Source organism: Aminithiophilus ramosus (assembly GCF_018069705.1).
GTDB lineage: Bacteria > Synergistota > Synergistia > Synergistales > Aminithiophilaceae > Aminithiophilus > Aminithiophilus ramosus.
Genome location: NZ_CP072943.1, coordinates 587,117 through 613,011 on the forward strand (window position 1 = coordinate 587,117; position 25,895 = coordinate 613,011).

The following is a 25,895-nucleotide window of genomic DNA, read 5'->3' on the forward strand; positions in this document are numbered from 1 at the left end:
GCGCCGTGCGGCTTCTGCTCAGCGGCGACTGGCACGTCGGCGCCGCGACGTGGGGCGTCGACAGGAGCGAGGAGATCCGGTCGGCGCTGGACCAGATCGTGGACCGGGCCGAGCGGACGAGGCCCGATGTGGTGGCTCTCCTGGGCGACCTCTTCGACCGTTTCCGCTACCCCGGAGACGGTCCCGTCCGTCTCGTCGCCTCGACGGTGCGCCGTCTTCTCGATCTGCCGGGTCGCCCCCACGTCATCGCCCTTCGGGGCAATCACGACTGGTCGGGCGTCAAGATCTGGGAGATTCTCAGCGGCGAGGGACGCCTCCACGTCGTCGACGAGCCGGTCGGTCTCGACGTGGCCGGCGCGCGCTTCGCCTGCCTTCCCTACCTCCGGCCCCATCAGATCCCGCCCGGCGGTCTCGAGGAGATCGTGGTCCCCCTCGCGGCGCCCGGCGGGAGGGGTTGCTGGTCCTTCCTCCTGGCCCATATGGCCGTGGAAGGGACGGTGCCCGGCCTGAGAGAGGTGACTCTGCCCCTCTCCCTCGTCGAGGGGGGCCCTTTCGATGCCCTTTTCTGCGGCCACATCCATCGCCACGGGGCCGTCGCCGAGGGGAGCCGTGCCTTCTACACCGGCTCCCCCTACCGTGTCGATTTCTCACAGGAAGGGGGCGAGGTGGGCCTTTTCGACGTCGACGACGGAGTGATCCGCACCCTGCCTCTTCATGCCCGGGAGCTGGTCACCCTGCGCTATGACGATGAGGAGACGGCCCGGACGGGCCTCGAAGAGGATCTGAGGGGGCACGAGGAGAGCTGGGTGCGCGTCGCCCTCGAAAGGAGCTCTCTTTCGAGGGCCCTCCTGCTGGAGCGTTTCCGTGCCCTTCGGGGAGGAGAGCGGATCGTCCAGCTCCGACTCCAGACCGTCGTCAGAGAGGAGGGCCAGTCTCCGCCGCTGGAGTTCGATGTCGACGCTCTCTGGCGTCGCTTCGTCGAGACGGAGGAGGCGGACCTTCCGACCCGGGAGCTTCTGACCCGGGCCGGGGCGGCCCTTCTGGCCGGAAAGGATCCGGAAGAGGTCTGGCATCTCCTCAAGGGACGATCGGAGGGGCTTCCGTGAGACTCCTCGATCTCTCCGTCACGCACTTCCTCGGCATCGACAGGGCCCAGGTTTCCTTCGATCCCGGCCTCGTGGCCATCGTCGGCCCCAACGGGGCCGGAAAGAGTTCCCTCCTCGATGCCCTCGTCGTGGCCCTTTTCGGCGAGCCCTCTCCGGTCCGTCCCCTTCGTCAGTCCCATCTCGTCCGTCTCGGCGCCGACTGGGGAGAGATCTCCCTCTCCTTTTCCGTTGACGAGGGGCTTTTCCGGGTGACGCGGCGTTTCCGGCCCAATCGTGCCCAGGAGGCCCGCCTCGAACGCTACAGGGAGGGACGGTGGGAGACGACGGCCTCGACGGTTCAGGCTCTGGCCGCGGAGCTGACCCGTCTGTTGGCACCCCGTCCCTTTGCGGAGCCTGATCTGGGGCGCCTTCGCGACTCCTTCCTGGCCTCCGTCTTCGTCTCGCAGGGGCAGGTGACGCGTCTTGTCGACGCGGCCCCGGCCGAACGGTGGGCTCTCCTGTCGGCCGTTCTGGGCCTGGACGACGAAGATCGGCTCCGTGCGAGGGCCCGGACCGTTCTCGATCTGGCCCAGGCCGAAGAGGAGCGTCTCGGCGGCGAGATGAAGGCTCTCGACGATCGTCTCTTTCTCCTCCCCGGCGAGGCCGATCTGGCCTCGGGCCTCGAAGAGGCCGGGAAGGAGATCGCCCGGCGGGAGAAGACCCTCGAGGCCTTTCGCCGGGCTTTCGACGCCAGGAGGGAGCTCGATCGCCTTGACGGGGCCCTGCTCGCCGCCGAGCTCGAGGCCCGGGGCGCCCGATCGCGCCTGGAAGAGGCTCTCCGTCTCGATCGCCTGGGAGAGGCCGCCGAGGGGCTGGCCCTTCTCAAAGAGAGGGCCCGCTCCCTTGCCGCCATCCGCCGCCGGGCCGAGGCGCTGCGAGGACAAGGCGCCGAGGCCGCCATCCGCCTCGAGGAGAAAAAGGCCCTGCTTCAGGCCCTTCGCCGGGAGTGGAAGGAGAAGGAGTCTCTCCTTTCCGACGTCGAGGCCCTGGCCCACAAGGCCGAGAAGGGACGGCTCCTGGCCGAGGCCCGCCGAGAGATCTCCCGTATCGAAGATTCCCTCGAAAAGGGGGAGAGCGAGCGCCTCCATCTCCGGTCGCGCCGGACCGAGCTGGAGGCGATGAAGGCCGCTCTTCTGCGGCGCCGTTTGAAGGAGCGTCTCGATGGGACCGTCGAGTCCCATCGCCAGGAGGCGGCCCGTCTGGCCTCCCTGATCGGGGAGCTCTCCCAGGTTCTGCTGGCCTGGCTCCTCTCCCTGGCCGACGGAGACGGGGTGGTGCGGCCTCAGCGCTTCCGCGGCGCCCAGGTCCTCGCCTTCGCCCAGTCTCTGCGCAGGGCCGGTCTCCAGGAGCGCCTCGACCGCCAGGGAAGGAGCCGCCAGGACTGCCTGCGCCTTCTGCATGAAGGAGCCCGTCTCCGGGAGGAGCTGAAAAAACTCCCCCCCTCCGAGGGCCTTCCTCCGCCAGAAGGTTCCGTAGAGTCCGTCGAGGAGGAGCGGGTCCGCCTGGAACGCCAGGAAGAGCGGCTTGCCGGAGCGATGGACGAGCGTCGGCGACGCCGCGAGGCTCTCGCCGGGACGAGCCGGAGCCTCGAAGAAGGCCTGGGCTTCCCCGACGAGAGGACGCTGGAAGGCTTTTTCGAGGCCAGGCGGCGACGGGAGGAGCTTCTCGCCGAAAAGGAGGCCCTCCGAAAACGGGGCGAATCGCTGCGGGACGAGACGGAACTTCTGAGCGTCGAGGCGACCCGTCTCGACGTGCAGGCCGAAAGGGCCGAAGAGGCCCTCGACGAGGAGCGTCGTCTCCTCCTTCAGACCGTCGAGGCCTGGCGCCGGACCTGCGCCCGCCGGCAGTGGAACGCCGACGAGCTTCGCGAGGCCCTCGCCCTGGGGCGGCGCGACCTCTCCCCCGGCCTGCTCGAGGCGGCCCGGGCACGGGAGGAGGCGGCCCGGAGGGCCTTCGAGTCGGCCCGAGGGAGCCGCGACCGTTTCCGCGCCTCTCTCCCCTCCGAACCTCCCTCGGCGGAGGCGCTGGCCTCCCTGGTGGCCGAGGCCGAAGGGCATCTGCGGCGCGCCTGGACGACGAGGACCCGTCTGGAGGAGACTCAGGCCGAATGCCGACGGCTTCTGGAGCGACGGGCCCTCCTGGAGAGGCTTGCGGGAGATCTCCTGCCGGCCTTCGACGGGGCGCGCCGTCTCTTCCGCCTCACCGAGGGAAGGAGCTTTCCCCGTTTCGTCAGCGATCACCTCATGGAAGGACTCCTCGGGGCCGTCAACGAGGCCCTGCCCGAGGGTACGTGGCGCCTCAGGGCCCGAAAGGGCGTCATCGAAGTCGTCGAGGGAGAGGGCGTCCGTCCCGCCTCGAGCCTCTCCGGCGGAGAGAGGGCCTTCATCTCCCTCCTGATGCTTCGTCGCCTCGCCGCCCAGGTCGGTTTCCAGCGGCTTCTTTTCATCGACGAGGGATTGTCCATGCTTGACGACGGCCATCTGGAGCGGATCATCGATCTTCTGGGCACGTTGGGCCGCGAGGCTTTCGTGGCCGTCATCACCCATGACCCCGATGTGGCCGCGGCCTTCCCCCGCCAGTGGCGCCTGGACGGGGGACGTCTCGTAGAAGAGGAGGTCCCGCATGAGTGATTCCTTCGACATCCTCGATTGGGAGGCCTTCTCGGGAGAGCCCGTCATGGCCGGCGTCGAGGGAGAGCCGACGGTCGAAGAGCTCTCCCGCCTTCCCTTCGACGGAGAGGCCCCCCTTTTCGCCGTCGTCGCCTCGCCCAGTACGACGGAACGCCTCGTCGTCGACGTCCTGGCCGCCTCCCGCAGCCTGGCCCTTCTGGGGCGCTGGGTCGTCGTCCCCTTCCTTCAGGACGGGGAACGGACCTTTGCCGTGGGGCAGGTCAAGGGCGTGACCATGGAAAACGACCTCTTCGAGGGGGCCACGGCCCGGGCCGTCGTCTCCTCCCTCGGCTCTCTTCCTCCCTCGGCCTCCCAGGATCTCTACAGGGCCGAGCTCTCGATGAGCGCCGTCTTCGCCCTGAGAGGTCCCGAGGAGCGCGTCGTCCCCTCCCTCATGGGGACCGTCCCTCCCTCGGGAAGCGGCGCCTACCTCGTCAGCGATGCCTTCCTCGGCGGCCTCCTGAGCAGGAACAGTCCCGACCTCTTCTACCTGGGGACGGCCTACGGCTCGACGGGCCGATCCCTCCTGCTCCCCACCTGGATTCGCCACTTCCGCAAGGGGCCCGGAGGAGCCGGAGACACCTACCACATGGGGATCTTCGGCCGCACGGGCTCGGGCAAGTCGGTTCTGGCCAAAATGGTCCTGATCGGCTTCGCCCGCCATAAGGGGACCTCCCTCTTCGTCTTCGACCCCCAGGGCGAGTTCAGCCGCGACCTGGGAGGGCCTTCGGGAGAGGAGGGATTCTCCCTCGACTGGGGGCGCGTCGCCGAGGAGCGCTTCGGCAAGAAGGTCCAGGCCGTGCCCCTGCGCAACCTCGTCCTCGACAGTTGGGAACTCTTCGAGGACGTCGTCGGCAAGGCCCTCGTCTTCCAGTGGCTGGGCTACCCCCGGGGGGAAAAGCGCGATCTGGCCGCCGAACAGCTCGGCTGCGAGCTGCGCCGTCGTCACATGAATCTCAACGATCTCAGCGGCGACGAGGCCTTCGCCGCCGTCGGCGAAATCGTCGGCGACGAAGGCTTCGTCAAACGGGTCTACATGACGGACGAATCGGTGGAGCGCCACCTCCGCAAAGCCCGCGACCACTGGAGCGATCCCTCGCAGAGAGAACAGCTCCGCAGCCTCTGGCGGGGCATGACGATTCTCTTCGACGATCGCCGCAGGGGGACCGTCTCGGTGACGCGCCTCGTCGAGGAACTGGCCCGAGGCGATCGGATCGTCGTCGTCAACCTCTCCCGCGAGGGCCTCGACAGGGGGCTCTCCCTCGCCGCCGGAGCCTCCGACATGGTCTGGGACGAGGAGATCCAGGGCCTCGTCGTCTGGCGTCTCCTCGAGGCCCTGCGCCGCCGCGGAGAAGAGGCCTATCTGGACGGAAAGAGGCTCAACGTCCTCGTTGTCCTCGACGAGGCCCATCGCTTCGTCCCCCGAGGCGCCCTCGAAGGCACTCAGGGCAAGGTGCGGGATCTCCTCGTCTCCGCGGCCAGAGAGACGCGCAAGTACGGCCTGGGCTGGCTCTTCGTCAGCCAGACTCTCGCCAGTCTCCACCCCGAGGTGGTGGGCCAGCTTCGGGCCCTTTTCGTCGGTTTCGGTCTCACCGGCGGCAACGAGCTGGCGGGGCTGCGCGACCTGGCCGGAGGAGACGGGGAGGCCCTGACCCTCTACCAGCGCTTTCCCGACCCCCAAAGCGCTCCCTCCGATACCTACCGCAGCTTCAACTACATGCTCCTCGGCCCCCTCTCGCCCCTTGCCTTCTCGGGACAGCCCCTCTTCCTCTCGGCCTTCGCCTCTCCCGAGGCCTTTCTCGACGCCAACGGCCTGATCCGTCCGTGAGAGAGCCGACCCTTTTACCCTTCGACGAGGCCGTCGCCGGTCTGTTGGCCGACCAGTCCCGCCTCGCCCGTCAGGAACGCGACGAGGAGGCGGCTCTCGCGCCCCGCCTCGACGAGCTGGGGCGCCTGGGAGCGGCCTGCTTCCTTCCCGTCAGGAGGGGAGAGAGGGCCCTCTGGGGCGTCGACGGAGGACTGGCCCGGGAGCGTCGTCTCGGGGACACGCTTGCCCTGCTCTCCGTGGCGGCCGTCGCCGCCGAGGAGAAGCCCCGGGCCCTGGCCGAAGTGCTTCGCATCTCCCACGACGGCGGTGCCGAGGTCGTCCTGAGGGCCCGCATGACCGTCCTGGAGCTCCTGACGGCGCGACGTTGCGTCTCGTCGGGCTGGGTCCTCCTCGACGGCTCCTTCAGCAGCGGTCTCGTCGCCGTCTCCCAGGCCCTGGAGGTCCTGGGAAGCGAGGAGGGACGGGTCTGGAGGGGCCTCCTCGACGAGCTCCTTCCGGCCTGGATAGAGGCCCTGGAGGAGCTCGTCTCCGCGAGACTTCCCCTCATCGCCCTGCCCAAACTCACGTCGGGGACGCTCCTGGCCCGCCGCCTTGATCTGAAGGAGCCCCTCGGCGACAGGGCTCTTCTCTCCCACCTCCTTCCGCCGGGCCACTGGATCAGCCGGGATCGGCTCTGCGCCTTCCTCGGCGAGTCCTGCCGACGGGTGCGGACGCCCCGAGGCGGGCAGGGATTCCTCGACGGCGATCTGCGTGCCCGTCTGGACAGGGCCTCGACGGAACTGGGGCTTGTCCTCTCCCGGGGATATTACCGTCCCGATTCGGGAGGGACCGTCGTCGAGTTCGAGACGACATCGGACGAGGAGGGGGCCGTCTCGGCCCTGGCCGGCCAGTTCCCGACGGAGCGCCTCATGGAACCTCTCCTCCTCTTGGCTGCCGACGAGGCGGCCAAGGGGCTCTGTCGACTCCTGGCCCACTTTCCCCGAGGCGCTTCCGGCGCCTCCTATCGCTCGGCGCGGTGAGCGATAGGAGGCCATCGGTAAAGCGGCCGATGGAAAGGAGAGCCTTTCGCGATAGGATAGGGAAGAGAAAGGGCGCCAGGCGCCGGAAAGGAGCGACGATGACGATACGCGTGATTCTTGCCGATGATCATCCCATGACGCGGGCCGGTCTGGCGGCCTACCTGGAGGAGGAGGGCGACATCGATCTCGTCGGCCAGGCCGTCGACGGCGACGAGGCCTGGCGCCTCGTCGAGACGCTCCGACCCGACGTGGCCCTTCTCGACATCCGCATGCCCGGAGCGGACGGCGTCTCCGTCGCCCGTCGGATCAAGGCCGAGGGGCTTGCCACGTCGTCCCTCATGCTCACCTCCTACGATTCGAAACAGTACGTCGTCGCCTCCCTTCGCGCCGGGGCCCGAGGCTACATCCTGAAGACGACGACGCCCGAGGAGCTGGCCCAGGCCATCCGAGTCGTCGCCGCCGGAGGTCTCTACCTCGACAGCGAAGTGGCCACGGCCGTCGGCGGCGACCAGGACTTCTTTCCCGAGAGCCTCTCGGCCAGGGAGCGCGAGGTCCTGGAACTCGCCGCCCGGGGTCTTTCGAGCAAGGAAGTGGCCGAGAGACTCTTCATCAGCGAACGGACCGTCCAGACCCATCTGGCCTCGATCTACGACAAACTGGGTGCCCGCAACAAGACGGAGGCCATGCTCTTTGCCCTCAAGTACGGACTCGTCACCCTCGAGGAGCTCCTCGAGGCGTGAGACGTCACCTGCTGGCCCTTCTCGTCGTCACGACCCTCCTTCCCTCCCTGGCCGTCCTCGTCGTCGCCGGCGTGAGCCTTTCCCACCACGACCGGGCCATGGAACAGGTGGCCCGGTCCTACGTGGAGGACCTGGCCCAGACCGTGGCCTCTCGACTGGAAGACGGCCTCAAGGGGGGAGGGTACCTCTCGCCGACGATGCGCCTCATGGGGCTTCGCCTCTTCACCTCCGGCCTCTCCATGCCGGGTTGGGTCGCCGTCGTCAACGGCGAGGGGGTCGTTCTCTCCGCCTCTCCCGGCGTGGAGATCCTCTCCAAGATCTGGCGCCCCGAATATCCCCTCGGGCGGGCCTTTGAAATCCGTCGCCCCGGATCGGACACCTACACCGTCGCCGCCTACCCCGTGGAACGGGGCTTTTTCGTCGTTGCCGCCGTCTCCTGGAACCAGCTTCTGGGGCCCATGGTCCGCTTCTCCCACGTCTGGGCCTTTCTCGTCGGTGCTTTGGGTTTGGCCGGCCTTCTGGCCGTCATCCCCCTCTGGCGATGGCTCGTCCGTCCCCTCCGCCGTCTCGAGGAGGAGGTCTCGATCCTTCAATGGGGACGGGATCTTCCCCATCGAGATGACCCCGTCGCCGTCTATCAGGTCCGCCGACTGCGCGAAGTTCTTCACGAACTGGCCAGGGCGGCCGTCGACCGCGCCGAACTGACGCGCCGTTACGTCTCGGACCTCGTCGCCGTCCAGGAGCGGGAGCGTTCCGCCCTGGCCCGCGAGATCCATGACGGCCCCGTCCAGGACGTGACGGCTCTCGTCCAGCGGCTCCGTCTCGCCCGCGGCGCCGCGACGGAGGAGGCCCGGTGCCGTCACTTCGACCTGGCCGAAGAGGGAGCCTCCCTGGCCGTGAGGGAGTTGCGGGCCCTCTGCGACGAACTGGCCCCGCCCTGGCTCGACCTGGGGCTCTCTCAGGCCCTGACGGAGCTGACGGAGCGCTTCGGCCGCCACTTCGACGTGGAGATCGACTGCGAGACCGATCCCGCCCTCGATCCCCTCCCTCCGGAGACGGTTCTCTCCCTCTTCCGCATCATCCAGGAGGCCTTCAACAACGCCCTGCGCCACGGAGGCGCGCGAAAGCTCGTCCTCCGTCTCTCCGCCGAGGGGAAGGGGCTCGGGAAAGCCCTCATCGTCGACGACGGGCACGGCTTCGAGCCCCCGGAGGACCTGGTCCGCCTTCGCCTGGCCGGTCATCGCGGCCTGGCCAATATGGAGGAGCGGGCCCGTCTCGTGGGAGGATCCCTGGAGGTCCGATCGGCCCGTGGCGAGGGGACGAAGATCGTCGTCCTTTTCCCTCTGCCGTCGGAGAGGCCGTGAAAAAGCTCCGGGGAGAGAGCCTTTCGGGCCGCCTGAGTTTCGAAGGCCTGCGGAGGTCGGCCCGTCGCGGGCCGGCCTCCGAAAGAGTCCCGTCCGGGACGCTCGAAGGCCTTCGTCGCGACGTCTCTGCGGCGAAGGCCTTCCGTTTTCTATACAAAGGCTTTTCGAATCATTAGAATGGTCCGAGAAAGAGACCAACACAAATCCGATCGAGGAGGGAAGCCCTTCAGGGGCGCCGCCATGCTTTTGAGAGTGCTTGGAGCCGCAGGAGAGGTAACGGGTTCGAACTACCTCGTCGAGGTCGGCGACAGCCGCGTTCTCATCGACGTCGGCCTTCATCAGGGAAAGGACGACGAGAGCCGCAACCGCGAGCCCTTGCCTTTCGAGGCCGCTTCGATCAGCGCCGTCGTCCTGACCCATGCCCATCTGGACCACACGGGGCGGGTCCCCCTTCTGGTCCGCCAGGGATTCAGGGGGAAAATCTGGGCCACGGCGCCCACGGTGAGCCTCGTCGACGTCCTCTGGAGCGACTCGGTCAAGATCATGAAAGAGGAGGCCGAGTGGAGGAGCCGCAAGAATGCCCGCAGGGGCCTCCCGCCCGTCGAGCCCCTCTTCGGCGAGGAGGACCTCCAGCGGGCCCTGGAGTTCCTCGAACCGGCCAGTTACGACGACATCTTCGACGTCGCCCCCGGCGTGAAGGTCCGTTTCCGCGACGCCGGTCACATCCTGGGAAGCGCCATCATCGAGCTCTGGATCAAGGAGGACGGCCGTCAGGTCAAGGTCGTCTTCTCCGGCGACCTGGGACCCCAGCAGACCGTCATGGAGCGCAACCCCGCCTTCATCGAAGAGGCCGACTACGTCCTCATCGAGTCGACCTACGGAGACAGGGAACATCGGTCCAACGACGAGACGCGCCTCGAGTTCCGTCAGATCATGGAACAGGCTCTGAGGGACCGGGCCAAGGTCATGATCCCCACCTTCGTCGTCGACAGAGCCCAGAGAGTCCTCTACGAACTCATGCTTCTCCAGCAGGAGGGCGTCCTCAAGGACAACGTCCCCATCTACTTCGACTCTCCCATGGGCGTCCGGGCCACGGAGATCTACCGTCGCCACCTTCCCCTTCTGTCGGCGGAGATCCAGAAGCAGATCAAACGGGGCAACGATCCCTTCGCTCCCCATATGCTCAACTTCGTCGACGGCGTCGAGGAGTCGCAGGCCATCAACGAGGTCCGTCACGCCGTCGTCCTCGCCGGCAGCGGCATGGCCAACGGCGGCCGCATCGTCCATCACCTGAAGCACAACATCTGGAACGAGAAGAGCCACGTCGTCTTCGTGGGTTATCAGGCCCGGGGCACTCTGGGGCGTCGCCTCGTCGAGGGGGAGAAGCTCCTCAAAATCGCCGGCGAGGAGGTCTCCGTCAGAGCCCAGCTTCACACCGTCAACGGTTTTTCGGCCCATGCCGACAGGACGGACCTGCTCACCTGGGCCGGAAACTTCGCCAACGGCCCCATGTTCCTCGTCACTCACGGGGAGCCCCGTTCCTCGCTGGCCCTTGCCTCGGCCCTGGAGGAAAAGGGGTACCGGGCCGTCGTGCCCCGCGTCGGAGAGGAATTCCGGCTCGTGCCCGCCGGAGAGTTCGAGCCGGCCCTGATCGTTCCCGCCTACGGCTTCTCCGAGGGAGATCGGGTCAGGGGGCTTCTTTCCGAAGTGGCCTCTCTGGCCGTCGCCATGGGAGACGATCTGCCCGAGGATCTTGCCTCCGTGCTGCCCCTCGTCCAGTCGGCCAAGACCCTTCTGGAGGCGGCGGGACGTCTCGCCCCCTCCCGCGAAGGGGCGGGAAAAAACGTCTGAGCCGGTTCCCTTCTCCGTCCTCATGGGCTACCCTGTAGGGGTCGTCCCGAGCGTTTCGGCTCTGCTGTGTCGGGCTTCCGTCGAATTTTAGTGTGCTGAGGAGGAGGTCATCATGAAAAAAGGTCTCGCCTTCTGGTTCGCCATACTCCTTTCGGTGTCCCTTGTAGCCGGAGGACTCTGGGTCCTGGGAGAGCCGGCCTCGTCAGGTGACCTGGCCCGCTGTCTCCCCCGCCTGAACGCCGAGGGACAGAGGCTGATCCTCCAGGGGCGCCCCGCCGATCTGCCCGAAAGGCTGCCCTCCCTTCTCGTCCAGGGCCCTTCCCCCCTGGGCACCGTCGTCGACGGTCTCCTGCCCCTCTTGCGCCTCGGCGAGGAGTTCCTCCTGGCCGTCGAGGCCGAGGGGCCCTCCTCGTTCGTCGTCCTTCGCCTTCCGCCTCTTTCCCTCCGGGCCCTGCAGGGAGGGAAACTTCCTCCGGGCTGGGACGAGGCGGGTTTCACCTTCCGCGACGGGGGGAGGGCCCGCTCCTTCGTCCTCCAGTCTCCCCGATCGGGGCCCCTTCAGGGGCGTCTCGAGTCCGATCTGGTCCTTCTTTCCTCGGGTCCCTCGTCCCTGTCTCGCTTCGACGGGGCCCTTGCGGCGAAGGAGGGCAGAGAGGACCTTCGCTGGGACCTCCGTCCCCAGTGGCCGACCCATCTGCGCCTGAATTTCGGCGGCGAGGGAGCCTTTCGGCTTTCCCTGGCCTGGAAGGCCGACGGAATGCCCAACGAACTGGTCTGGCGCGTCGAGCCTTTTCCCCGCCTTGAAGGACCTCGGACGGCGCCCTGGAGCGCCGGAACCTTTCATCTCCCCCTCCTTCCCGACCTCGTCGCCGGGTGGCGCCTTTCCCCCGACGAGATCCGTTTCCTGAGGGATCTTCCGGAAAAGGGAGAGGAGGGGGTGTTCCCCTTCCCCGACCTCGACTCCTTCAGTGGGCCGGCCCTGGCCGTTTTCGGCGCTCCGGCCCGTCTCCTGGGGCTTCCTCTTCCCGGTGCCTTCGTCGAGGGGACCGGAGAGGGGGCCGTCGCGGACGTCGACGCCTTCTGGCGCGACCGTCTGGGAGAGGTCGGCCTCTCTCCCTCTCCCGTCGAGGGTTTCCCCTCGGGAGGCGCGACCTTCTTCCCCCTGACCCTGACGGCTGTCGCCGGCGGCGACGGGGCCCTCTTCGGCATCGTCGACGGCAGAGACCTGCCGCCCCGTCGCCCTCTGGCCGACTTCCTTCCGGGCCTGGCCGGAGAGGAACGTTTCTGGCTCGTCGCCGACCTTCCCCGCCTCTGCGAGCGCCTTCAGGCTCCCGAGGCGGTGGGGCGGCTGCTCTCCCATTTCGGCCGTCTCCCTTTGCCCCTTCGCCTGACTCAGACTCTGAGGGAACTCTCTCCCCTGGGGCGACTCGTACTCATGATTCCCAGACTCGATAGCGGCTGGGTCACCTGGACCCGGCCGACGACCACCGAATAGCGGCGACAAGGAGGCTCTCTGTTGATGTTTCACGACGCTTTGGACGTTTTGCGGAAGAGGGGCTTCATCGAGTGGTGCAGCCATCCCGAATCCTTGGGCGATCTTTTCAAAAAAGAGCGCGTCTCGGCCTATATCGGTTTTGACCCCACGGCCGACAGCCTTCACGTGGGCCATCTCATCCCCATCATGGGCCTGGCCTGGCTTCAGCGCCTCGGCCATCGCCCCATCGCCCTCGCCGGCGGCGGCACGGGGATGATCGGCGACCCCTCGGGCAAGACGGCCGAAAGGATGCTGCTGACGGTGGAGAAGGTCCGGGAAAACGTCGAGGCCGTCAAGCTCCAGCTGGCCCATTTCCTCGACTTCGAGGCCAGTGAGAACGGGGCTCTTCTGGTCAACAACTACGACTGGCTCGGCGCGATCGGCCTCATCGACTTCCTGAGGGAGACGGGCAAACACTTCACCGTCAACTACCTCCTCGGCCGCGAATATGTCCGCAGCCGCCTCGAGGACCCGGAAAAATCGATCTCCTTCACGGAGTTTTCCTACTCCCTCCTTCAGGCCCGAGACTTCCAGCACCTCATGGAAACCTACGGCTGCAAGCTCCAGATGGGAGGCAACGATCAGCAGGGCAACATCATCTCCGGCATCGACCTCATCCGCAAGACGTCGGGGGCCGAGGCCTTCGGCATCACCTACCCCCTCCTCCTCGACTCGGCGGGCAACAAGTTCGGCAAGACGGCGGGAGGGGCCGTCTGGCTCTCGGCGGAGCGGACCTCTCCCTACCGTTTCTTCCAGTTCTGGATCAACAGCGAGGACAGCCAGGTCGAAAAACTCCTCAAGCTCTACACCTTCCTCCCTCTTGAGGAGATCGCCTCCATCATGGCCGCCCACGCCGAGCATCCCGAAAGGCGCGAGGCCCAGAGGATCCTGGCCCGCCAGATCACGACGACGGTCCACGGAGAAGGGGCGGCGAAACGAAGCGAAAGGGCCAGCGAGATCCTCTTCGGCGGAGCCTTCGACGCGGCCGAACTCGACGGCGACATGTTCCGTCTCCTCGCCGGCGAGGTCCCCTTCGGGCAGTTGACCCTGCGTCCGGGCTACCTCCTGGCCGAACTGCTCGTCGACTGCGGTGCCTGTGCAAGCCGGGGCGAGGCCAAACGCCTCCTCCGCGGCGGCGGCGTCACCGTCAACGGGACGAAGGTCGACGACGAATCGGCGTCCCTGAAGGGCTCCGATCTCCTCTCCGAGGGCTATCTTCTCCTCCGGCTGGGCAAGCGCCGCTTCCATCTCCTGCGCCTTTCCTGACCGCCCCTTCCTCCTGATTTTCCCTGTACAGACGCCGATCTTTCCTCGGCGTCTGTCTTTTGTTTTTTCCCCGTGGGAATCGTCCTCAAAAGGCTGGACAGAGAGGAAAGAAGCGCCTACTATACATATAGGGGTATGACTATCAATTCAAAAAACCGGGAGGTAAGACAATGGGCAAAAAAGTGGTCGTCATCGGCGGAGTGGCCTGCGGAGGCAAGGCCGCCGCCCGTCTGCGGAGACTTGATCCCGAGGCGGAGATTCTCGTCCTTGAAAAAGGACCCTACCTGAGCTATGCCGGGTGCGGTCTGCCCTACTACGTCGGCGGCGTCGTCGAGGAGTATCGCGATCTGATGTGCACGCCCGCCGGCGTGGTCCGCGACGCCAATTTCTTCCGCAAGGTGAAGAAGGTCGATGTCCTGACGCGTCACATGGCCACCTCCATCGACCGCCAGACCCGGACCGTGACGGCTCTCGACCTGGAGACCCAGCAGGAGAAGACCTTTCCCTACGACAATCTCGTCATCGCCACCGGTTCGTCGCCCATCCGTCCGCCTCTTCCCGGCATCGATCTCGACAAGGTCTTCACGCTCTGGACTCTCGACGATGCCCTGGCCATGAGAGCCGCCGTCGACGGCGGTTCGGTGAAGCGTGCCGTCATCGTCGGAGGCGGTCTCATCGGCATCGAAGTCGTCGAGGCCCTCGTCTCCCGTGGCATCGCCGTCGACGTTGTCGATCTTCTCGACCGGCCCCTGCCCAACATGATCGACGAGGAGTTCGGGTCCCGTCTCGTCAAGATCATGGCCCAGAAGGGCGTCACCTTCTACGGGGGGGAGAAGGTCCTGGAGATCGCCGGCGAAGGGTCGAGGATCAAGGCCGTCAGGACGGACCGGAGAGAACTCCCCGCCGACATGGTCCTCCTCGCCGTCGGCGTCCGGGCCAACACGCAGCTCGCCGTCGACGCCGGTCTCGAGATCGGTCCCTCGAAGGGGATCGTCGTCGACGAGGCCATGCGCACCAGCGATCCGGCCATCTTCGCCGGAGGGGACTGCGTCGAAGTCCGTCACCACCTCACGGGCGAGAAGGTCCGCCAGCCCATGGGCTCGTCGGCCAATCGCGAGGGCCGGGTCATCGCCGATAACATCGCAGGCAGGTCGTCCACCTTCGGCGGCGTCCTGGGAACGGCCATCATGCGCTTCTTCGATTACACCGTCGGGCGGACGGGGCTCAACGAGGACGCGGCCCGAGCGAAGGGCTTCGACCCCGTCACGATGACGGTGACGGCCGCCGACATTCCTCACTTCATGCCCGGTGCGGCCTGGATGGTCATCAAGCTCGTCGCCGACAGGAAGACGGGACGCCTCTTGGGAGGCCAGTTCTTCGGTCCCGGCGTCGTCGACAAACGTCTTGACGCCCTCGTCTCGGCCATCACGGGAGGTCAGACCGTCGACGACCTGGCCGATACCGACCTGGCCTACGCACCGCCCTACGCCACGGCTCTCGATCCTCTGACTCAGGCGGCCAACGCCCTGAGAAACAAGATGGAGGGCCTGATGGAGAGCTATTCGCCCGGCGAGTTCGTTCGCCGGGCCCAGTCGGGCGAGCCCTACCTTCTCCTCGACGTGAGAATGGCCTCTGAGATCGGCGTTCAGGGCAAACTGCCCTTCGAGAGTCAGGTCAACATCCCCCTTGGGGCTCTCTGGGAAAGGGCCGGCGAACTGCCGCGCGATCGGGAAATCATCGCCTTCTGCAAGATTTCCCTCAGGGGCTGGGACGCCGTCAGCATCCTCCAGGGGCACGGCTTCGAGCGCATTTCCGTCCTCGAGGGGGGCGTCATCGGCTGGCCCTACGAGCTGACGCGCTGAAAAGGTTCTGCCGACAGGTCGGCTGATCCGGGGCGTCCGACCCGAGAGGCCTGCCCTGTCCGGAGAGAGGCCGAAGGGGGGACGACGGAGGTTCTCCCCCCTTCGGAGTTCCTCTGGAGAGGAACTCCGAGAAGGCGATCGATAAAGATCTCCGGACTTGCGCCGGAGATCTTTATCGATCGCCTCTTATTGTGTAAGCTCATGGGTGATCGTCGTCGGAGGGAGATCCCGCACCGGCGACGGGGGAGGCCCCCTCCTGCGGGGCTTCCCGGTGGAGCGAGAAGGGGACGATCGATCTGCCCTGTCGATGGCCTGCCGTCCTTCTGGTGGCATGGGGAGTTTTCCTGGGTTTTGCAGCGGCCGCGGCCGAGGCTGTCGTCGAGGTCGGACTTGTGACGTGGAGTTTCGACCCGATGGAGGAAAGAACCATCGAGGGGCTCGTCGAGAGGCTCGGAGATCTCCAGGGGAGCGCCGTCCTTCTGCGAAGGGACAGCGTCCTTTCGGATGATCGCTTCCTGGCTCATATGGAGGAATTCCGTCGCAGAAAGGTCGCCTGCGTCGTCGTCGTGGGAAACCTGGCCGCACGGAAGGCCCATGAAGGCCGGTGGTGGCGTCATTTCCCCATCGTCGCCGCGGCCATCGACGATCCCCGTTCCCTCGGCCTCGAGAGACAGAGCGCCGACGGGCCGGAGATGACGGGCGTCGTCGACGCGTTACCTCTGCGGGAGAGCTTCGACCTGCTCCGATACCTCTCACCGGCAGCCTCGTCCGTCGGTTTTCTTTTCGAAAAGAGATCTTCCGGCGCCGCCTTGGCCGAGGTGTTCGACCTGGATCGGATCGGAGCGGCCCTGAACCTTTCGATCCGTCCCGTCGCCGTCGATGATCGGCTGACGATGGGAGAGGATTTCCTCCGCCACGTCGAGGGGCTCGACGCCGTCCTCGTCGGAAGGGGAAGGGGACCCATGGAACAGGCTCTTTCGCTTCTGCTTCGCGACGAGGAGCGCCCGGTCTACGCCCTCTCCGAGGAGGGTGTGGCCTCCGGCGCCGTCGCGGGCCTCTTCGTCGATCGTCGCCGTCTCGGTCGGGAGACGGCCCGTCTCGTCTCCTCCATCCTCAAGGGGGCGAAGGCCTCCGCCGTTCCCTACGTTTTCTGTCGCGAGGCTCGTCTTGCCGTCAATTTGGCCGGTGCCAGGCGGGCGGGGATCGGCGTGCCTCCTCTCATGATGGCCGAGGCGGCCGGCGTCTGGCGCTCTGCCAGCGGCAGGGCCTGGTACGGCGAAGACGGCCTCCTCCTTCCCTCGCTGCGGATCGAGAACGATCCCGAGGGGAAAATCTACCGCCCCATCGGGGTCGTCTCGGCGGCGACGCGAAGCTGCCGCCCCTTTCTCGAAGGGCTCGTCCGTGCCCTCCGACAGAGCCGAAACAACTACGACCTTTTCATGGTCGCCGCCGAGGGGGATTCGGACGATCGAGCCTCGCTTCTGGCCCGAGTGGAGGCAAAGGCCGATCTGCTCGTATCCGTGGGCTCCGTCACCACGGGGGCGGTCCTTTCCCTCCCTTCGAAGGTCCCCGTCGTTTTCGCGGGCACTCTCGATGTCGCCGGGGAAGCCCTTGTCTCCCGTGTCCCCTCCGTCACGGGGAGCAGTGACCTTTTGCCCGCCAAAGAACAGGTCCGCTTTCTCCGGAGTCTCTTCGGCGCCGATGCCCTCTTCGTCCTTCCCCGTCCCTCGTCTCCGACGGGGAACGAGGCCGATCGCCTCCGCGACGGGATGATCGGCGACGGGCTGGAGGCGGCCCTTCTGGATCTGAAGGCCTCGCTCTCTCCCGAGGCCACGGCCCGATCTCTGGCCGATGCCGTGGCCGACGCCCGGAGCCGGGGCCGACGGCCCGTTCTGGTCGTGCCGGCTCTTCCTGCGGTCTATCGCGCCCTCCCCGCCCTGGCCTCGATCATGAAGGCGGAAGATCTTGCCTTTCCCGTCTACGTCACATCGCCCTGGATCCAGCATCGCTGGGGGGGGACTGTGGCGCCCGATGTGGCCCCCGAAGACGTGGGGCTTGCCGCCGGTAGGTATGTCGTCCGGATTCTCGAGCAGGGCATCTCCCCCGGCGATCTTCCCCTCTGGACGCAGCAAGGGACCCGATCGGTTCGCCTGATGCGTCGGTGGCGCGAGTTGTCCCGCTGGTCTTTGCCCCCTTCCTGGGGCGGAGGTGTCAAGGAGCTCCTTGTAGAGGAGGTTGTCCCGTGACGTTGAAAGTGGTCTGGTTCGTCTCGTCGGGCATGAAGCCCTGGGAGAAGCGCCTTCTCCTCGATCTTGCCGAGGCCCTCGTTCCCCGTGTCGGCTCGCTGAAGATCTTCTCCCCCGACGTCGCCGGCTGGGAGGGGGGCTTTCCCCTTCTCTCCTGGCGGGATCGCGATTTCCTCAGCCGCGCGAAGACCCTTCTCGTCGAGGGACGGCTCTGGCACTTCTGGGGACAGGCTCCGCCCTGGGCCAGGGCCGTTGCCTTCCGAGCCGGCCTGGTCCATACCCAATGGCGCGATCTTGGGCCCTGGCGAGGCCTGATCTCGACGATTGTCCCCTGTTGCTGCGACGGAGCCGGCGTCCGTCTTTCTCCTTTTTTCCGTGCCCGCTCCCTTTGGCTGGGGGAGACGACGCTCCGCCCCTCCGAGGGAACGCCCCTCCAGGTGCTGGCTCTGCCGAAAGGGCGCCCCGCCCCCTCCTGGGCGGAGTCCCTCGCGCCCTCGCCGGTTCTCCTGGGAGGGGGGCTGCGCGAGGAGGAGCTTCTCCCCCTTTGGCGGGAGCGGGGAGGCGTCCTTCTCCTGCCCTGGGTGACGCCCGATCTGGCCTGGATCGCCGCTCAGGGGGCCCTCGTCGGCGTCCCCACCCTGGCTCGTCCCGGCGCGGCCCTCGACGAGCTTCTCGGCTCCGAGGGGTATGTTCCCGTCCGTGGTGACGACGGGGAGAGCTGGAAGAGGGCCACGGCCTCCTTTCGCGACGGTCCGCCGCCCGTCGCCGCCGCCGCCCGCCGCCGCCTCGAAGACCGCTACTCCATGGAGAGTGCCGTCGACGGCCTCCTGGGGCTTTACGGGCGCCTCGTCGAGGTTCCCTCTTGAGGGTCAAGGCACCCCTGCTGGGCTGCGTCAAGGCCCTCCTTTCCGAGGGATGGAGGGGGCGCGGCGCGGCGGCACTCATCGCGTCCATCGCCCGCCTGGCCGCTCCCAGGAAGGCCGTGGCCCTTCGGAACCTCTCCCTGGCCTTTCCCCACAGCGACGAGAACTGGCGGCGCGATCTCCTTGGCGAGGTCTACGGTCATCTCGCCCTCTCCCTCGTCGAGTTCCTCGTCGTCCAGAAAGATCCCGATCGGGTCCTTTCCTGGTTTGACGAAGTCTCGGGGCTGGAGCACTTCGAGCGGGCTCTCTCCCTCGGGCGCGGCGTCGTCATGCTCACGGGCCACATCGGAAACTGGGAGCTGCTCGGCGCCTGGCTCTGCCGGAAGGGTTACCCCATGTATGCCGTCGTCCAGCGCAACGAAGACGCCGAGACGGAAGCCCTCATCGAGGCGAGCCGCAGGAGGATCGGTCTCAGAACGCTTCCCAAATCCTTCGGCATGAAGGCCTCCCTGCGGGCCCTCAAAGAGGGGGCCGTCGTCGCCCTTCTCGCCGATCAGCACGGCGGCGATTGCCTGGCCGATTTCATGGGACGTCAGGCGATGACCTTTTCCGGCCCGGCCGCCTTTTCCCTCCTTTCGGGAGCCCCCGTCGTTCCCGTCGTCTCCTTCCGCAAGGCTCCCTTTCTCCACGAGGTCCGGATCCTTCCGCCCCTTGTCCCCCCCGAGGGAGATCGAAAAGAAAAGGTGGAGGCCCTGACCCGCCGCGCCAACGCGATTCTCGAATCGCTCATACGCCTTCACCCGGAGCAGTGGCTCTGGCTTCATCGGCGGTGGAGGGTAGAAGAGGGACACTGAGGGTCCCTCTTCGTCTTCAGGAGCGGTCGGCGACGAGAGTGCCGGCGATGGCGTAGTCCTCCCGATCCATTTCCGAGAGGATGATCCGGACCTGATCGGGCCTGACGTCCAGAGAGCGGGAAACGGCCTCGGTGACTTCTCTGACGAGCTGCCTTTTCTGATCCGCGGTCCTTCCCTTCAGAAGGTGAACCTGAAGAATGGGCATGGCAAATCCCTCCTTTCGCTGTTCGGTCGGCGAGACGCTTCTTGTCTTTCCCAGAGTAAGGATTTAGACTGGTTTTGAGAAGAGGGGGTGAGGTCATGATTCTTGAATTCCTCTCCTCCGGGAGGCTTGTCCCTCTTCCCGAGACCATGGAGTTATCGGGATTGCCTTCGGGGGCGGGTGAGATCCTTGTCGTCCTTCTCCCCTACGGCAGAGCGCTGGTGGGGGATCTGTTCTGCGGCTACGAGCGTTGGCGTTTCGGCAAGCTCGGTCGCTTTCCTTGGCGTGAGATCTCCCTTTACGATGAATCCCCCCAAAAGCTGTCTGCCGAGGGGCTCGGTGCCATCCTTCTGCCGGGAGGGGCGGTGACGCGCCTTCGCGGTCTGCTTTTGGCCGACGTCCCGCCTCCGGGCAGCCACAGAGAGACGCTGAAGGTTCTGATGCCTCTTCTGACGGTGGAGGCGTGCTCCCTGTCCGGTGTCGCGAGGTCTCTGCCCGTAGAAGACCTCCTCGTCGGCGATGGGGCCCTTCAGCGGGGGTACTGGGGCGTTCGCCTCGGCCTCTTCCGCCGAGACGAGGAGGCCGTCGAACGGCAGTCGCTCTGGCTTCGCCGTGCCCGCCATTCCTTCGGGGACGTCCAGGGCGTGCCCCTGGTGTGGACGTCTCCCTCCGATGTCCCCGTGGCGCCTGCCCTGGAGATGCTCCTTTCCCTCGGCTTCGGCCGGGAGCAGACGAGCGATTTTCGCTCTCCCGATAACCCCTCGATCCATCGCTCCCAGTGGGGCATTCTCCTCAAACAGCGTCTGTTCGCCCCCTCGGATGAGGGCATCGAGATGCGCCTGTGGGCCTTCTTTCCCGTCCCTCTGTGGGAAAACCTGCGCCGTCGTGACGGGCTGACGCTCGTCGAATCGCTCTGGGCCGCTCGAGGCTACCTTGAGGCCCAGGAGGCGGAGGCCTTCTTCCGTCCCTACCGCTCGCCCTGGCAGAGGAGAGGCCTCGCCGCGGCCATCGGTCCCGATCGCCACGAAACGCTCTGAAGGAGTTCATCTTCTTCCGGATGTTGTATAAATACTGCACATGCTGTAAGATGGGCAGAGTTGGGATGTTCTAGCGGTTTAACGGGTTCCCCTGCGGCGGTTCTTTTGCGTCTTTCTTAATCCCCTCAAGGAGGAGACATGACTCAGACAAAGAGCGTCCAGGCGGTTCGAGATCTCTTCAGGGCCTATCCCGTCGTTCCCGCCCTCAGGACGGCGAAGGACGTTGACAGGGCCCTCAAGCTCGCCCCTCGCGTCGTCTTCCTCCTCGGCTCGACCGTCCTCGATTTCGCCGGAAAGATCCAGGCTCTTCAGGAGGTCGGCCATGCCGTCTTCATCCATTTCGATCTCATCGAAGGGCTTCGCTCCGACGGAGCGGCTCTTGACTTTCTCCTCGCCACGGCCCCCCCGGAAGGGATCATCAGCACGCACAAGACCGTCATCGACCTTGCCAAGAAGGCCGGCCTGCTGCGTATCCTCCGGATTTTCGTCCTCGATTCAGAGGCGGTCCGCAAGGGAAGGCAGCTCGTCCTCTCCGTGAGGCCCGACTTCGTGGAGCTTCTCCCCGGAGTCGCTTTGACGGCCGTCGATGAGCGGCTTTTGCGGGATTTCTCCGTGCCTCTCATCGCCGGGGGGCTCATCACCGAACTCAGCCACGTCCACTCCATCCTTCGAAAGGGAGTCACCGCCGTATCGACAAGCGACACGTCCCTCTGGTGATGCCCGCCACGCACTAGCGTCAATCTGTTTTCCCCCTATACCCGGCCCCTAGAGATCGAGAGAGAGGTACCGGAGGCGTCCGTCCTGCGGTGCTGTTGACGTATCTGCCTTGCGGTTCTCAGGAACCTGAAGAGGGAGGCGATAGCTGGCGTCGAACAATGACGGCTCTTCGTGGTGTCATCTCTTATCATCTTCTCGAAGGAGGTCTGAAAGGCAATGACGAATCTTCTGGGTGAATTCATCGGAACCTTGGTGCTGGTGACCTTCGGCGACGGTCTCGTCGCCAACGCCCTTCTGAATAAGTCGAAGGGACAGAACGCGGGCTGGATCCACATCACCGTGGGGTGGGGTGCCGCCGTCGTCATGGGCGTCTTTGCCTCCATCGCCTGCGGAGCCCCTCAGGCCGACATCAATCCCGCCGTCACCCTGGCCAAGATGCTGGCCGGTACCTACACGCTTCCCCATGCCCTCATGACCATGGTCGCCCAGGTCGCCGGAGGCTTCTGCGCCGGCGTTCTCGTCTGGCTCGCCTATCTGGGCCACTGGGAGGAGACGGCCGATCCCGGCCTGAAGCTTGCCGTCTTCTCGACGGGCCCCGCCATCCGCAATTACACTCATAACTTCATCACAGAGGCCATCGCCACGGTCTTCCTCGTCGTCCCCATCATGTTCATCTTCTCCAAGAACGTCGGCGGTCTCGCCCCCGGCTTCGGTCCCTTCCTCGTCGGCTGGCTCGTCATGGTCATCGGCATGGCCCTCGGCGGCCCCACGGGCTACTCCCTCAACCCCGCCCGCGACCTCGGTCCCCGCATCGCCCACGCCGTCCTGCCCATCGCCGGCAAGGGCGACTCCGACTGGGGCTACAGCTGGGTCCCCGTCTTTGGCCCCTACGCCGGTGCCGCCGTCGCCTTCTTCATCGCCCGCGCCCTCGGCGTGATGTAGCCCCTCGCTGACGCTTCTGCGGCGGGGGAGATCCTCCCCCGCCGCCTTCACGCAAGAGACAGGACTCTCGAAAGGAGGCGCTCGTCAGTGAAAAAGATCATGAACAAGGTCGACGACATCGTCGTCGAGTCTCTGGCCGGTCTGGCCGCCGCCCATCCCTGCCTGGTCAAACTTCATCCCTCCGTCAAGGCCGTTCTGAGGGCCGATGCCCCCAAGGACAAGGTCGCCGTCATCTCCGGCGGGGGAAGCGGCCACGAGCCCCTGCACGGCGGCTACGTCGGCGTCGGCATGCTCGACGCCGCCTGTCCCGGCGAGGTCTTCACGTCGCCCACGCCGGACCAGATGTACGAGGCGGCCAAGGCCGTCAGCGGAGATAAAGGCGCCCTCTTCATCGTCAAGAACTACACCGGCGACGTCATGAACTTCCAGATGGCCGCCGATCTCCTGGCCGCTGAGGGCATTCCCGTGGCCCAGGTCGTCGTCGACGACGACGTGGCCGTTCAGGATTCGCTCTACACGGCCGGCCGTCGCGGCGTCGGCGGCACGGTCCTCATCGAGAAGATCGTCGGCGCCAAGGCTGAGGCGGGCGGGAGCCTCGACGAGGTCAAGGCCCTCTGCGAGAAGGTCAACGGCCAGGTCCGCTCCATGGGGATGGCCCTCACCTCCTGCGCCGTTCCCGCCGCCGGCAAGCCGACTTTCGACCTCGCCGACGATGAGATGGAGATCGGCATCGGCATCCACGGCGAGCCGGGCAGGGAGAGGATGAAGCTCAAGCCCGCCAAGGAGATCGTCGAGATGATGGCCAAGGCCATCGTCGACGATCTCCCCTTCCAGGCCGGCGACGAAGTCCTGGCCTTCGTCAACGGCATGGGCGGGACGCCTCAGATGGAGCTCTACCTCGTCTTCAACGACCTGGCCAACTACCTGAAGGAAAAGGGGATCGTCATCGGACGCTCCCTCGTGGGCAACTACATCACCAGCCTGGAGATGCAGGGCTTCTCCATCACCCTCCTCAAACTCGACGACGAGCTCAAGGCCCTCTGGGACGCTCCCGTCGAGACGGCCGGACTGCGTTGGGGGAGGTAGGAACAGACGCGATGATCCTTGACGTCCAGGGAATGCTCAAGGCTTTCGATGCCATCGGCGAGACATTGGCGGCCCACAAGGACCACCTTACCGAGCTTGATTCGGCCATCGGCGACGCCGATCACGGGATCAACATGAGCCGAGGTTTCGGCAAGGTTCGAGAGAAGCTTGCCTCCGGAACCTACGGCGATCTCGGGGCCGTTTTCAAAGACGTCGGCATGACCCTCATGTCCAGCGTCGGCGGAGCCTCGGGGCCTCTCTACGGAACGCTCTTCATGCGCATGTCGATGAAACTTGCCGGTCGGCAGGAGGCCGACGTCTCCTCCCTGGCCGAAGCGTTGGAGGAAGGGCTGAGGGGCATCGTCGCCCTCGGCAAGGCCCAGCTGCAGGACAAGACGATGGTCGACGCGCTGACGCCCGCCGTCGAGGCCATGAAGAAGGCCTCCGACGACGGCGCCGATCTCTGCGTCGCTCTCGAGTCGGCCGTCGCCGCAGCCCAGTCGGGCATGGAGGCGACCATTCCCCTGGTGGCCCGCAAGGGGCGGGCCAGCTACTTGGGGGAGCGGTCGGCGGGACACCAGGATCCGGGAGCGACGTCGACCTTTCTCATCCTCTCGACGCTTCTCGGCTCCCTGAAGGGAACGGCCTAGATGATCTCTCTTCTCGTCGTCTCCCACAGCGCCGAGGCCGCCCGGGGCATCGGCTCCATCGCCGGACAGATGGCGGGGGGGCAGGTGCTTATCGAGGCCTGCGGCGGCACGGACGAGGGGGCCCTGGGCACCTCCGTGCCGGCCATCCTCGCGGCTCTGGAGGGGCTTCTGGCCCGTTCGGAAGGCGTCGTCGTCGTTCCCGACCTGGGCAGTGCCGTCCTCGCGGCCCGCACGGCCAGGGAATTTCTGGGAGAGGGAGCCGACCGGGTCCTCATCGCCGACGGCCCCGTCCTGGAGGGGACGCTCATGGCCTCCGTCGAGGCCAGCGTCGGCGCCTCCCTCGATCGGGTCGCCGCCGTCGTCGGCGAAGCGAGAAACTTGAAGAAACTTCAGGACTGAGGTCGCAGGGACCTCAGCGGACTTGAATCAGGAGGGATCGCCATGTCCGAGAAGAAGTACGTTGTGGCCATTGACCAGGGAACGACCAGCAGCCGCGCCATCGTCTTCGATCTTGAGGGCACGCCCGTCAGCTCCCATCAGATGGAGCACGAACAGATCTACCCGCAGCCGGGCTGGGTCGAGCACAATCCCATGGAGATCTGGTCTCGTACGCAGGACGTCGTCCGCGAGGCCATCAGCACCAACGGCGTCAAGGCCGACGCCATCGGTGCCGTCGGCATCACGAACCAGCGCGAGACGACCGTCGTCTGGGAAAAGGCGACGGGCAAGCCGATCTACAACGCCATCGTCTGGCAGTGCATGAGGACTCAGGATTTCTGCGCCAAATGGCAGAAGATGGAGGGCTGGGAGAAGAAGGTCAACGATCTCACGGGCCTCGTCATCAGCCCCTATTTCTCGGGCACGAAGATCAAGTGGATCCTCGACCACGTTCCCGGAGCCCGCGACCGTGCCGCCAAGGGCGAGATCCTCTTCGGCAACATCGACACCTGGGTCATCTGGAACCTCACAGGCGGTCCCAACGGCGGCGTCCACGTCACGGACGTCACCAACGCCTCCCGCACGCTGCTCATGAACATCGAGACCCTCAAGTGGGACAAGGAAATGATGGAATTCCTCGATGTCCCCGAGGCCATGCTGCCGGCCATCAAGCCCAGCAGCTTCGTCTATGGACACACGGTCAAGAGCGGTCCCTTCGGCGCCGAGATTCCCGTCGCCGGCGACCTGGGCGACCAGCAGGCGGCCCTCTTCGGCCAGACCTGCTACGATAAGGGCGAGGCCAAGAACACCTACGGCACGGGCTGCTTCATGCTCCTCAACATCGGAGACAAGCCCGTCCGCTCCAAGAACGGCCTTCTGACGACCGTCGCCTACGGCCTCGAGGAGGGCAAGGCCACCTACGCCCTGGAGGGCTCCATCGCCATCACAGGAGCGGCCATCCAGTGGCTCCGCGACAACCTGCGCCTCTTCGACGATGCCCCCGACTCGGAGTGGTTCGCCAAGAAGGTCGCCGACAGCGGCGGCATCTACTTCGTCCCCGCCTTCTCCGGCCTCTACGCCCCCTACTGGGACATGAGCGCCCGCGGCGCCATCGTCGGTCTCACCCGCTACATCACCAAGGAGCACATCATCCGTGCCACCCTGGAGAGCATCTGCTACCAGACCCGTGACGTCCAGGCCGCCATGGACGCCGACTCGGGCGTCCCCCTCAAGGCCCTCAAGGTCGACGGAGGCGCCGTCAAAAACAGCCTCCTCATGCAGATGCAGGCCGACGTCCTGGGCGTTCCCGTCGTCCGCCCCGTCGTCAGCGAGACGACGGCCCTCGGCGCCGCCTACGCCGCCGGGCTTGCCACGGGACTCTGGAAGAGCCTCGACGAACTGCGCAAGCATTGGAAGGTCGATCGCGAGTTCGATCCCCTCATGGTCGCCGAGAAACGCGAGGAGCTCTATTCTGGCTGGAAGAAGGCCATCGAGAAGTCCAAGGGCTGGATCGACTAGGAAGGCCCCCTTGACGGAGGTTCTTCTTTTCGTCTAGTATCTGGTATATTGAAACAAATCGTGT

21 protein-coding genes are annotated in these 25,895 nt (G+C 66.2%); 20 read left to right on the top strand and 1 reads right to left on the bottom strand.

Annotated elements, in window-relative coordinates:
- The first annotated feature begins 5 nt into the window (after positions 1 to 5).
- The 13 genes from KAR29_RS02465 (at position 6) to KAR29_RS02525 (ending at position 19,241) form a co-directional block, all read left to right on the top strand.
- Positions 6 to 1,106 (top strand): metallophosphoesterase family protein, encoded by a 1,101-nt coding sequence (locus tag KAR29_RS02465; protein ID WP_274374070.1) that lies wholly within the window; start codon positions 6 to 8, stop codon positions 1,104 to 1,106.
- A complete protein-coding gene (locus tag KAR29_RS02470; RefSeq protein ID WP_274374071.1) occupies positions 1,103 to 3,775 on the top strand; it encodes an AAA family ATPase in 2,673 nt (890 codons plus the stop codon). Before KAR29_RS02465 ends, KAR29_RS02470 begins: the two co-directional genes overlap by 4 nt.
- On the top strand, positions 3,768 to 5,642 hold the full coding sequence (locus tag KAR29_RS02475) for an ATP-binding protein (protein ID WP_274374072.1): 1,875 nt from the start codon (positions 3,768 to 3,770) through the stop codon (positions 5,640 to 5,642). Before KAR29_RS02470 ends, KAR29_RS02475 begins: the two co-directional genes overlap by 8 nt.
- On the top strand, positions 5,639 to 6,661 hold the full coding sequence (locus tag KAR29_RS02480) for a hypothetical protein (protein ID WP_274374073.1): 1,023 nt from the start codon (positions 5,639 to 5,641) through the stop codon (positions 6,659 to 6,661). Before KAR29_RS02475 ends, KAR29_RS02480 begins: the two co-directional genes overlap by 4 nt.
- A 98-nt stretch (positions 6,662 to 6,759) precedes the next feature.
- A complete protein-coding gene (locus KAR29_RS02485) occupies positions 6,760 to 7,401 on the top strand; it encodes a response regulator transcription factor (protein WP_274374074.1) in 642 nt (213 codons plus the stop codon).
- Positions 7,398 to 8,765, top strand: a complete 1,368-nt coding sequence (locus KAR29_RS02490; protein WP_274374075.1) for a sensor histidine kinase — start codon at positions 7,398 to 7,400, stop codon at positions 8,763 to 8,765. The genes KAR29_RS02485 and KAR29_RS02490 overlap by 4 nt, the downstream gene beginning before the upstream one ends.
- A 240-nt stretch (positions 8,766 to 9,005) precedes the next feature.
- Complete coding sequence (locus KAR29_RS02495; protein ID WP_274374076.1) at positions 9,006 to 10,616, top strand: MBL fold metallo-hydrolase RNA specificity domain-containing protein; 1,611 nt, start codon at positions 9,006 to 9,008, stop codon at positions 10,614 to 10,616.
- 112 nt (positions 10,617 to 10,728) lie between these two features.
- Positions 10,729 to 12,111 carry a hypothetical protein gene (locus KAR29_RS02500; protein WP_274374077.1) on the top strand — a complete coding sequence of 461 codons (1,383 nt, stop codon included), beginning with the start codon at positions 10,729 to 10,731 and terminating at the stop codon, positions 12,109 to 12,111.
- Between the two features lie 24 nt (positions 12,112 to 12,135).
- Positions 12,136 to 13,416, top strand: a complete 1,281-nt coding sequence (gene tyrS, locus KAR29_RS02505; protein WP_274374899.1) for a tyrosine--tRNA ligase — start codon at positions 12,136 to 12,138, stop codon at positions 13,414 to 13,416.
- Between the two features lie 170 nt (positions 13,417 to 13,586).
- Positions 13,587 to 15,278 carry an FAD-dependent oxidoreductase gene (locus KAR29_RS02510; protein ID WP_274374078.1) on the top strand — a complete coding sequence of 564 codons (1,692 nt, stop codon included), beginning with the start codon at positions 13,587 to 13,589 and terminating at the stop codon, positions 15,276 to 15,278.
- A 326-nt stretch (positions 15,279 to 15,604) separates the two neighbouring features.
- Positions 15,605 to 17,524, top strand: a complete 1,920-nt coding sequence (locus KAR29_RS02515) for an ABC transporter substrate binding protein (protein WP_274374079.1) — start codon at positions 15,605 to 15,607, stop codon at positions 17,522 to 17,524.
- The gene (locus tag KAR29_RS02520) at positions 17,521 to 18,390 is read left to right on the top strand and encodes a glycosyltransferase (protein ID WP_274374080.1); all 870 of its coding nucleotides are present in this window, start codon (positions 17,521 to 17,523) and stop codon (positions 18,388 to 18,390) included. Before KAR29_RS02515 ends, KAR29_RS02520 begins: the two co-directional genes overlap by 4 nt.
- Positions 18,387 to 19,241 carry a lysophospholipid acyltransferase family protein gene (locus KAR29_RS02525; protein WP_274374081.1) on the top strand — a complete coding sequence of 285 codons (855 nt, stop codon included), beginning with the start codon at positions 18,387 to 18,389 and terminating at the stop codon, positions 19,239 to 19,241. Before KAR29_RS02520 ends, KAR29_RS02525 begins: the two co-directional genes overlap by 4 nt.
- 16 nt (positions 19,242 to 19,257) lie before the next feature.
- Here the strand turns inward: KAR29_RS02525 and KAR29_RS02530 are convergent, their stop codons facing one another.
- Positions 19,258 to 19,446, bottom strand: a complete 189-nt coding sequence (locus KAR29_RS02530; RefSeq protein ID WP_274374082.1) for a 2-hydroxymuconate tautomerase — start codon at positions 19,444 to 19,446, stop codon at positions 19,258 to 19,260.
- Between the two features lie 95 nt (positions 19,447 to 19,541).
- Between KAR29_RS02530 and KAR29_RS02535 the strand changes: the two genes are divergently transcribed.
- The 7 genes from KAR29_RS02535 (at position 19,542) to glpK (ending at position 25,831) form a co-directional block, all read left to right on the top strand.
- Complete coding sequence (locus KAR29_RS02535) at positions 19,542 to 20,480, top strand: hypothetical protein (protein ID WP_274374083.1); 939 nt, start codon at positions 19,542 to 19,544, stop codon at positions 20,478 to 20,480.
- A gap of 138 nt (positions 20,481 to 20,618) precedes the next feature.
- Complete coding sequence (locus tag KAR29_RS02540) at positions 20,619 to 21,197, top strand: glycerol-3-phosphate responsive antiterminator (RefSeq protein ID WP_274374084.1); 579 nt, start codon at positions 20,619 to 20,621, stop codon at positions 21,195 to 21,197.
- Between the two features lie 216 nt (positions 21,198 to 21,413).
- On the top strand, positions 21,414 to 22,139 hold the full coding sequence (locus tag KAR29_RS02545; protein WP_274374085.1) for an MIP/aquaporin family protein: 726 nt from the start codon (positions 21,414 to 21,416) through the stop codon (positions 22,137 to 22,139).
- Positions 22,140 to 22,226: 87 nt separating this feature from the next.
- Positions 22,227 to 23,225: a dihydroxyacetone kinase subunit DhaK gene (gene dhaK / locus KAR29_RS02550; protein ID WP_274374086.1), complete on the top strand. Its 999-nt coding sequence runs from the start codon at positions 22,227 to 22,229 to the stop codon at positions 23,223 to 23,225.
- An 11-nt stretch (positions 23,226 to 23,236) separates the two neighbouring features.
- On the top strand, positions 23,237 to 23,875 hold the full coding sequence (gene dhaL / locus KAR29_RS02555; protein ID WP_274374087.1) for a dihydroxyacetone kinase subunit DhaL: 639 nt from the start codon (positions 23,237 to 23,239) through the stop codon (positions 23,873 to 23,875).
- Complete coding sequence (gene dhaM, locus KAR29_RS02560) at positions 23,876 to 24,274, top strand: dihydroxyacetone kinase phosphoryl donor subunit DhaM (RefSeq protein WP_274374088.1); 399 nt, start codon at positions 23,876 to 23,878, stop codon at positions 24,272 to 24,274.
- Between the two features lie 42 nt (positions 24,275 to 24,316).
- Entirely contained in the window at positions 24,317 to 25,831 is a 1,515-nt protein-coding gene (glpK, locus tag KAR29_RS02565) for a glycerol kinase GlpK (RefSeq protein WP_274374089.1), read from the top strand.
- Positions 25,832 to 25,895: the final 64 nt, after the last annotated feature.

Bases quoted from the DNA above. Each gene is read 5' to 3' on its own strand.
- KAR29_RS02475 (WP_274374072.1), top strand. From the start codon at position 3,768: ATGAGTGATTCCTTCGACATCCTCGATTGGGAGGCCTTCTCGGGAGAG.
- KAR29_RS02535 (WP_274374083.1), top strand. From the start codon at position 19,542: ATGATTCTTGAATTCCTCTCCTCCGGGAGGCTTGTCCCTCTTCCCGAG.
- KAR29_RS02510 (WP_274374078.1), top strand. From the start codon at position 13,587: ATGGGCAAAAAAGTGGTCGTCATCGGCGGAGTGGCCTGCGGAGGCAAG.
- tyrS (WP_274374899.1), top strand. From the start codon at position 12,136: ATGTTTCACGACGCTTTGGACGTTTTGCGGAAGAGGGGCTTCATCGAG.
- KAR29_RS02495 (WP_274374076.1), top strand. From the start codon at position 9,006: ATGCTTTTGAGAGTGCTTGGAGCCGCAGGAGAGGTAACGGGTTCGAAC.
- KAR29_RS02540 (WP_274374084.1), top strand. From the start codon at position 20,619: ATGACTCAGACAAAGAGCGTCCAGGCGGTTCGAGATCTCTTCAGGGCC.
- KAR29_RS02485 (WP_274374074.1), top strand. From the start codon at position 6,760: ATGACGATACGCGTGATTCTTGCCGATGATCATCCCATGACGCGGGCC.
- dhaL (WP_274374087.1), top strand. From the start codon at position 23,237: ATGATCCTTGACGTCCAGGGAATGCTCAAGGCTTTCGATGCCATCGGC.
- KAR29_RS02500 (WP_274374077.1), top strand. From the start codon at position 10,729: ATGAAAAAAGGTCTCGCCTTCTGGTTCGCCATACTCCTTTCGGTGTCC.
- KAR29_RS02545 (WP_274374085.1), top strand. From the start codon at position 21,414: ATGACGAATCTTCTGGGTGAATTCATCGGAACCTTGGTGCTGGTGACC.
- KAR29_RS02530 (WP_274374082.1), bottom strand. From the start codon at position 19,446: ATGCCCATTCTTCAGGTTCACCTTCTGAAGGGAAGGACCGCGGATCAG.
- glpK (WP_274374089.1), top strand. From the start codon at position 24,317: ATGTCCGAGAAGAAGTACGTTGTGGCCATTGACCAGGGAACGACCAGC.
- dhaM (WP_274374088.1), top strand. From the start codon at position 23,876: ATGATCTCTCTTCTCGTCGTCTCCCACAGCGCCGAGGCCGCCCGGGGC.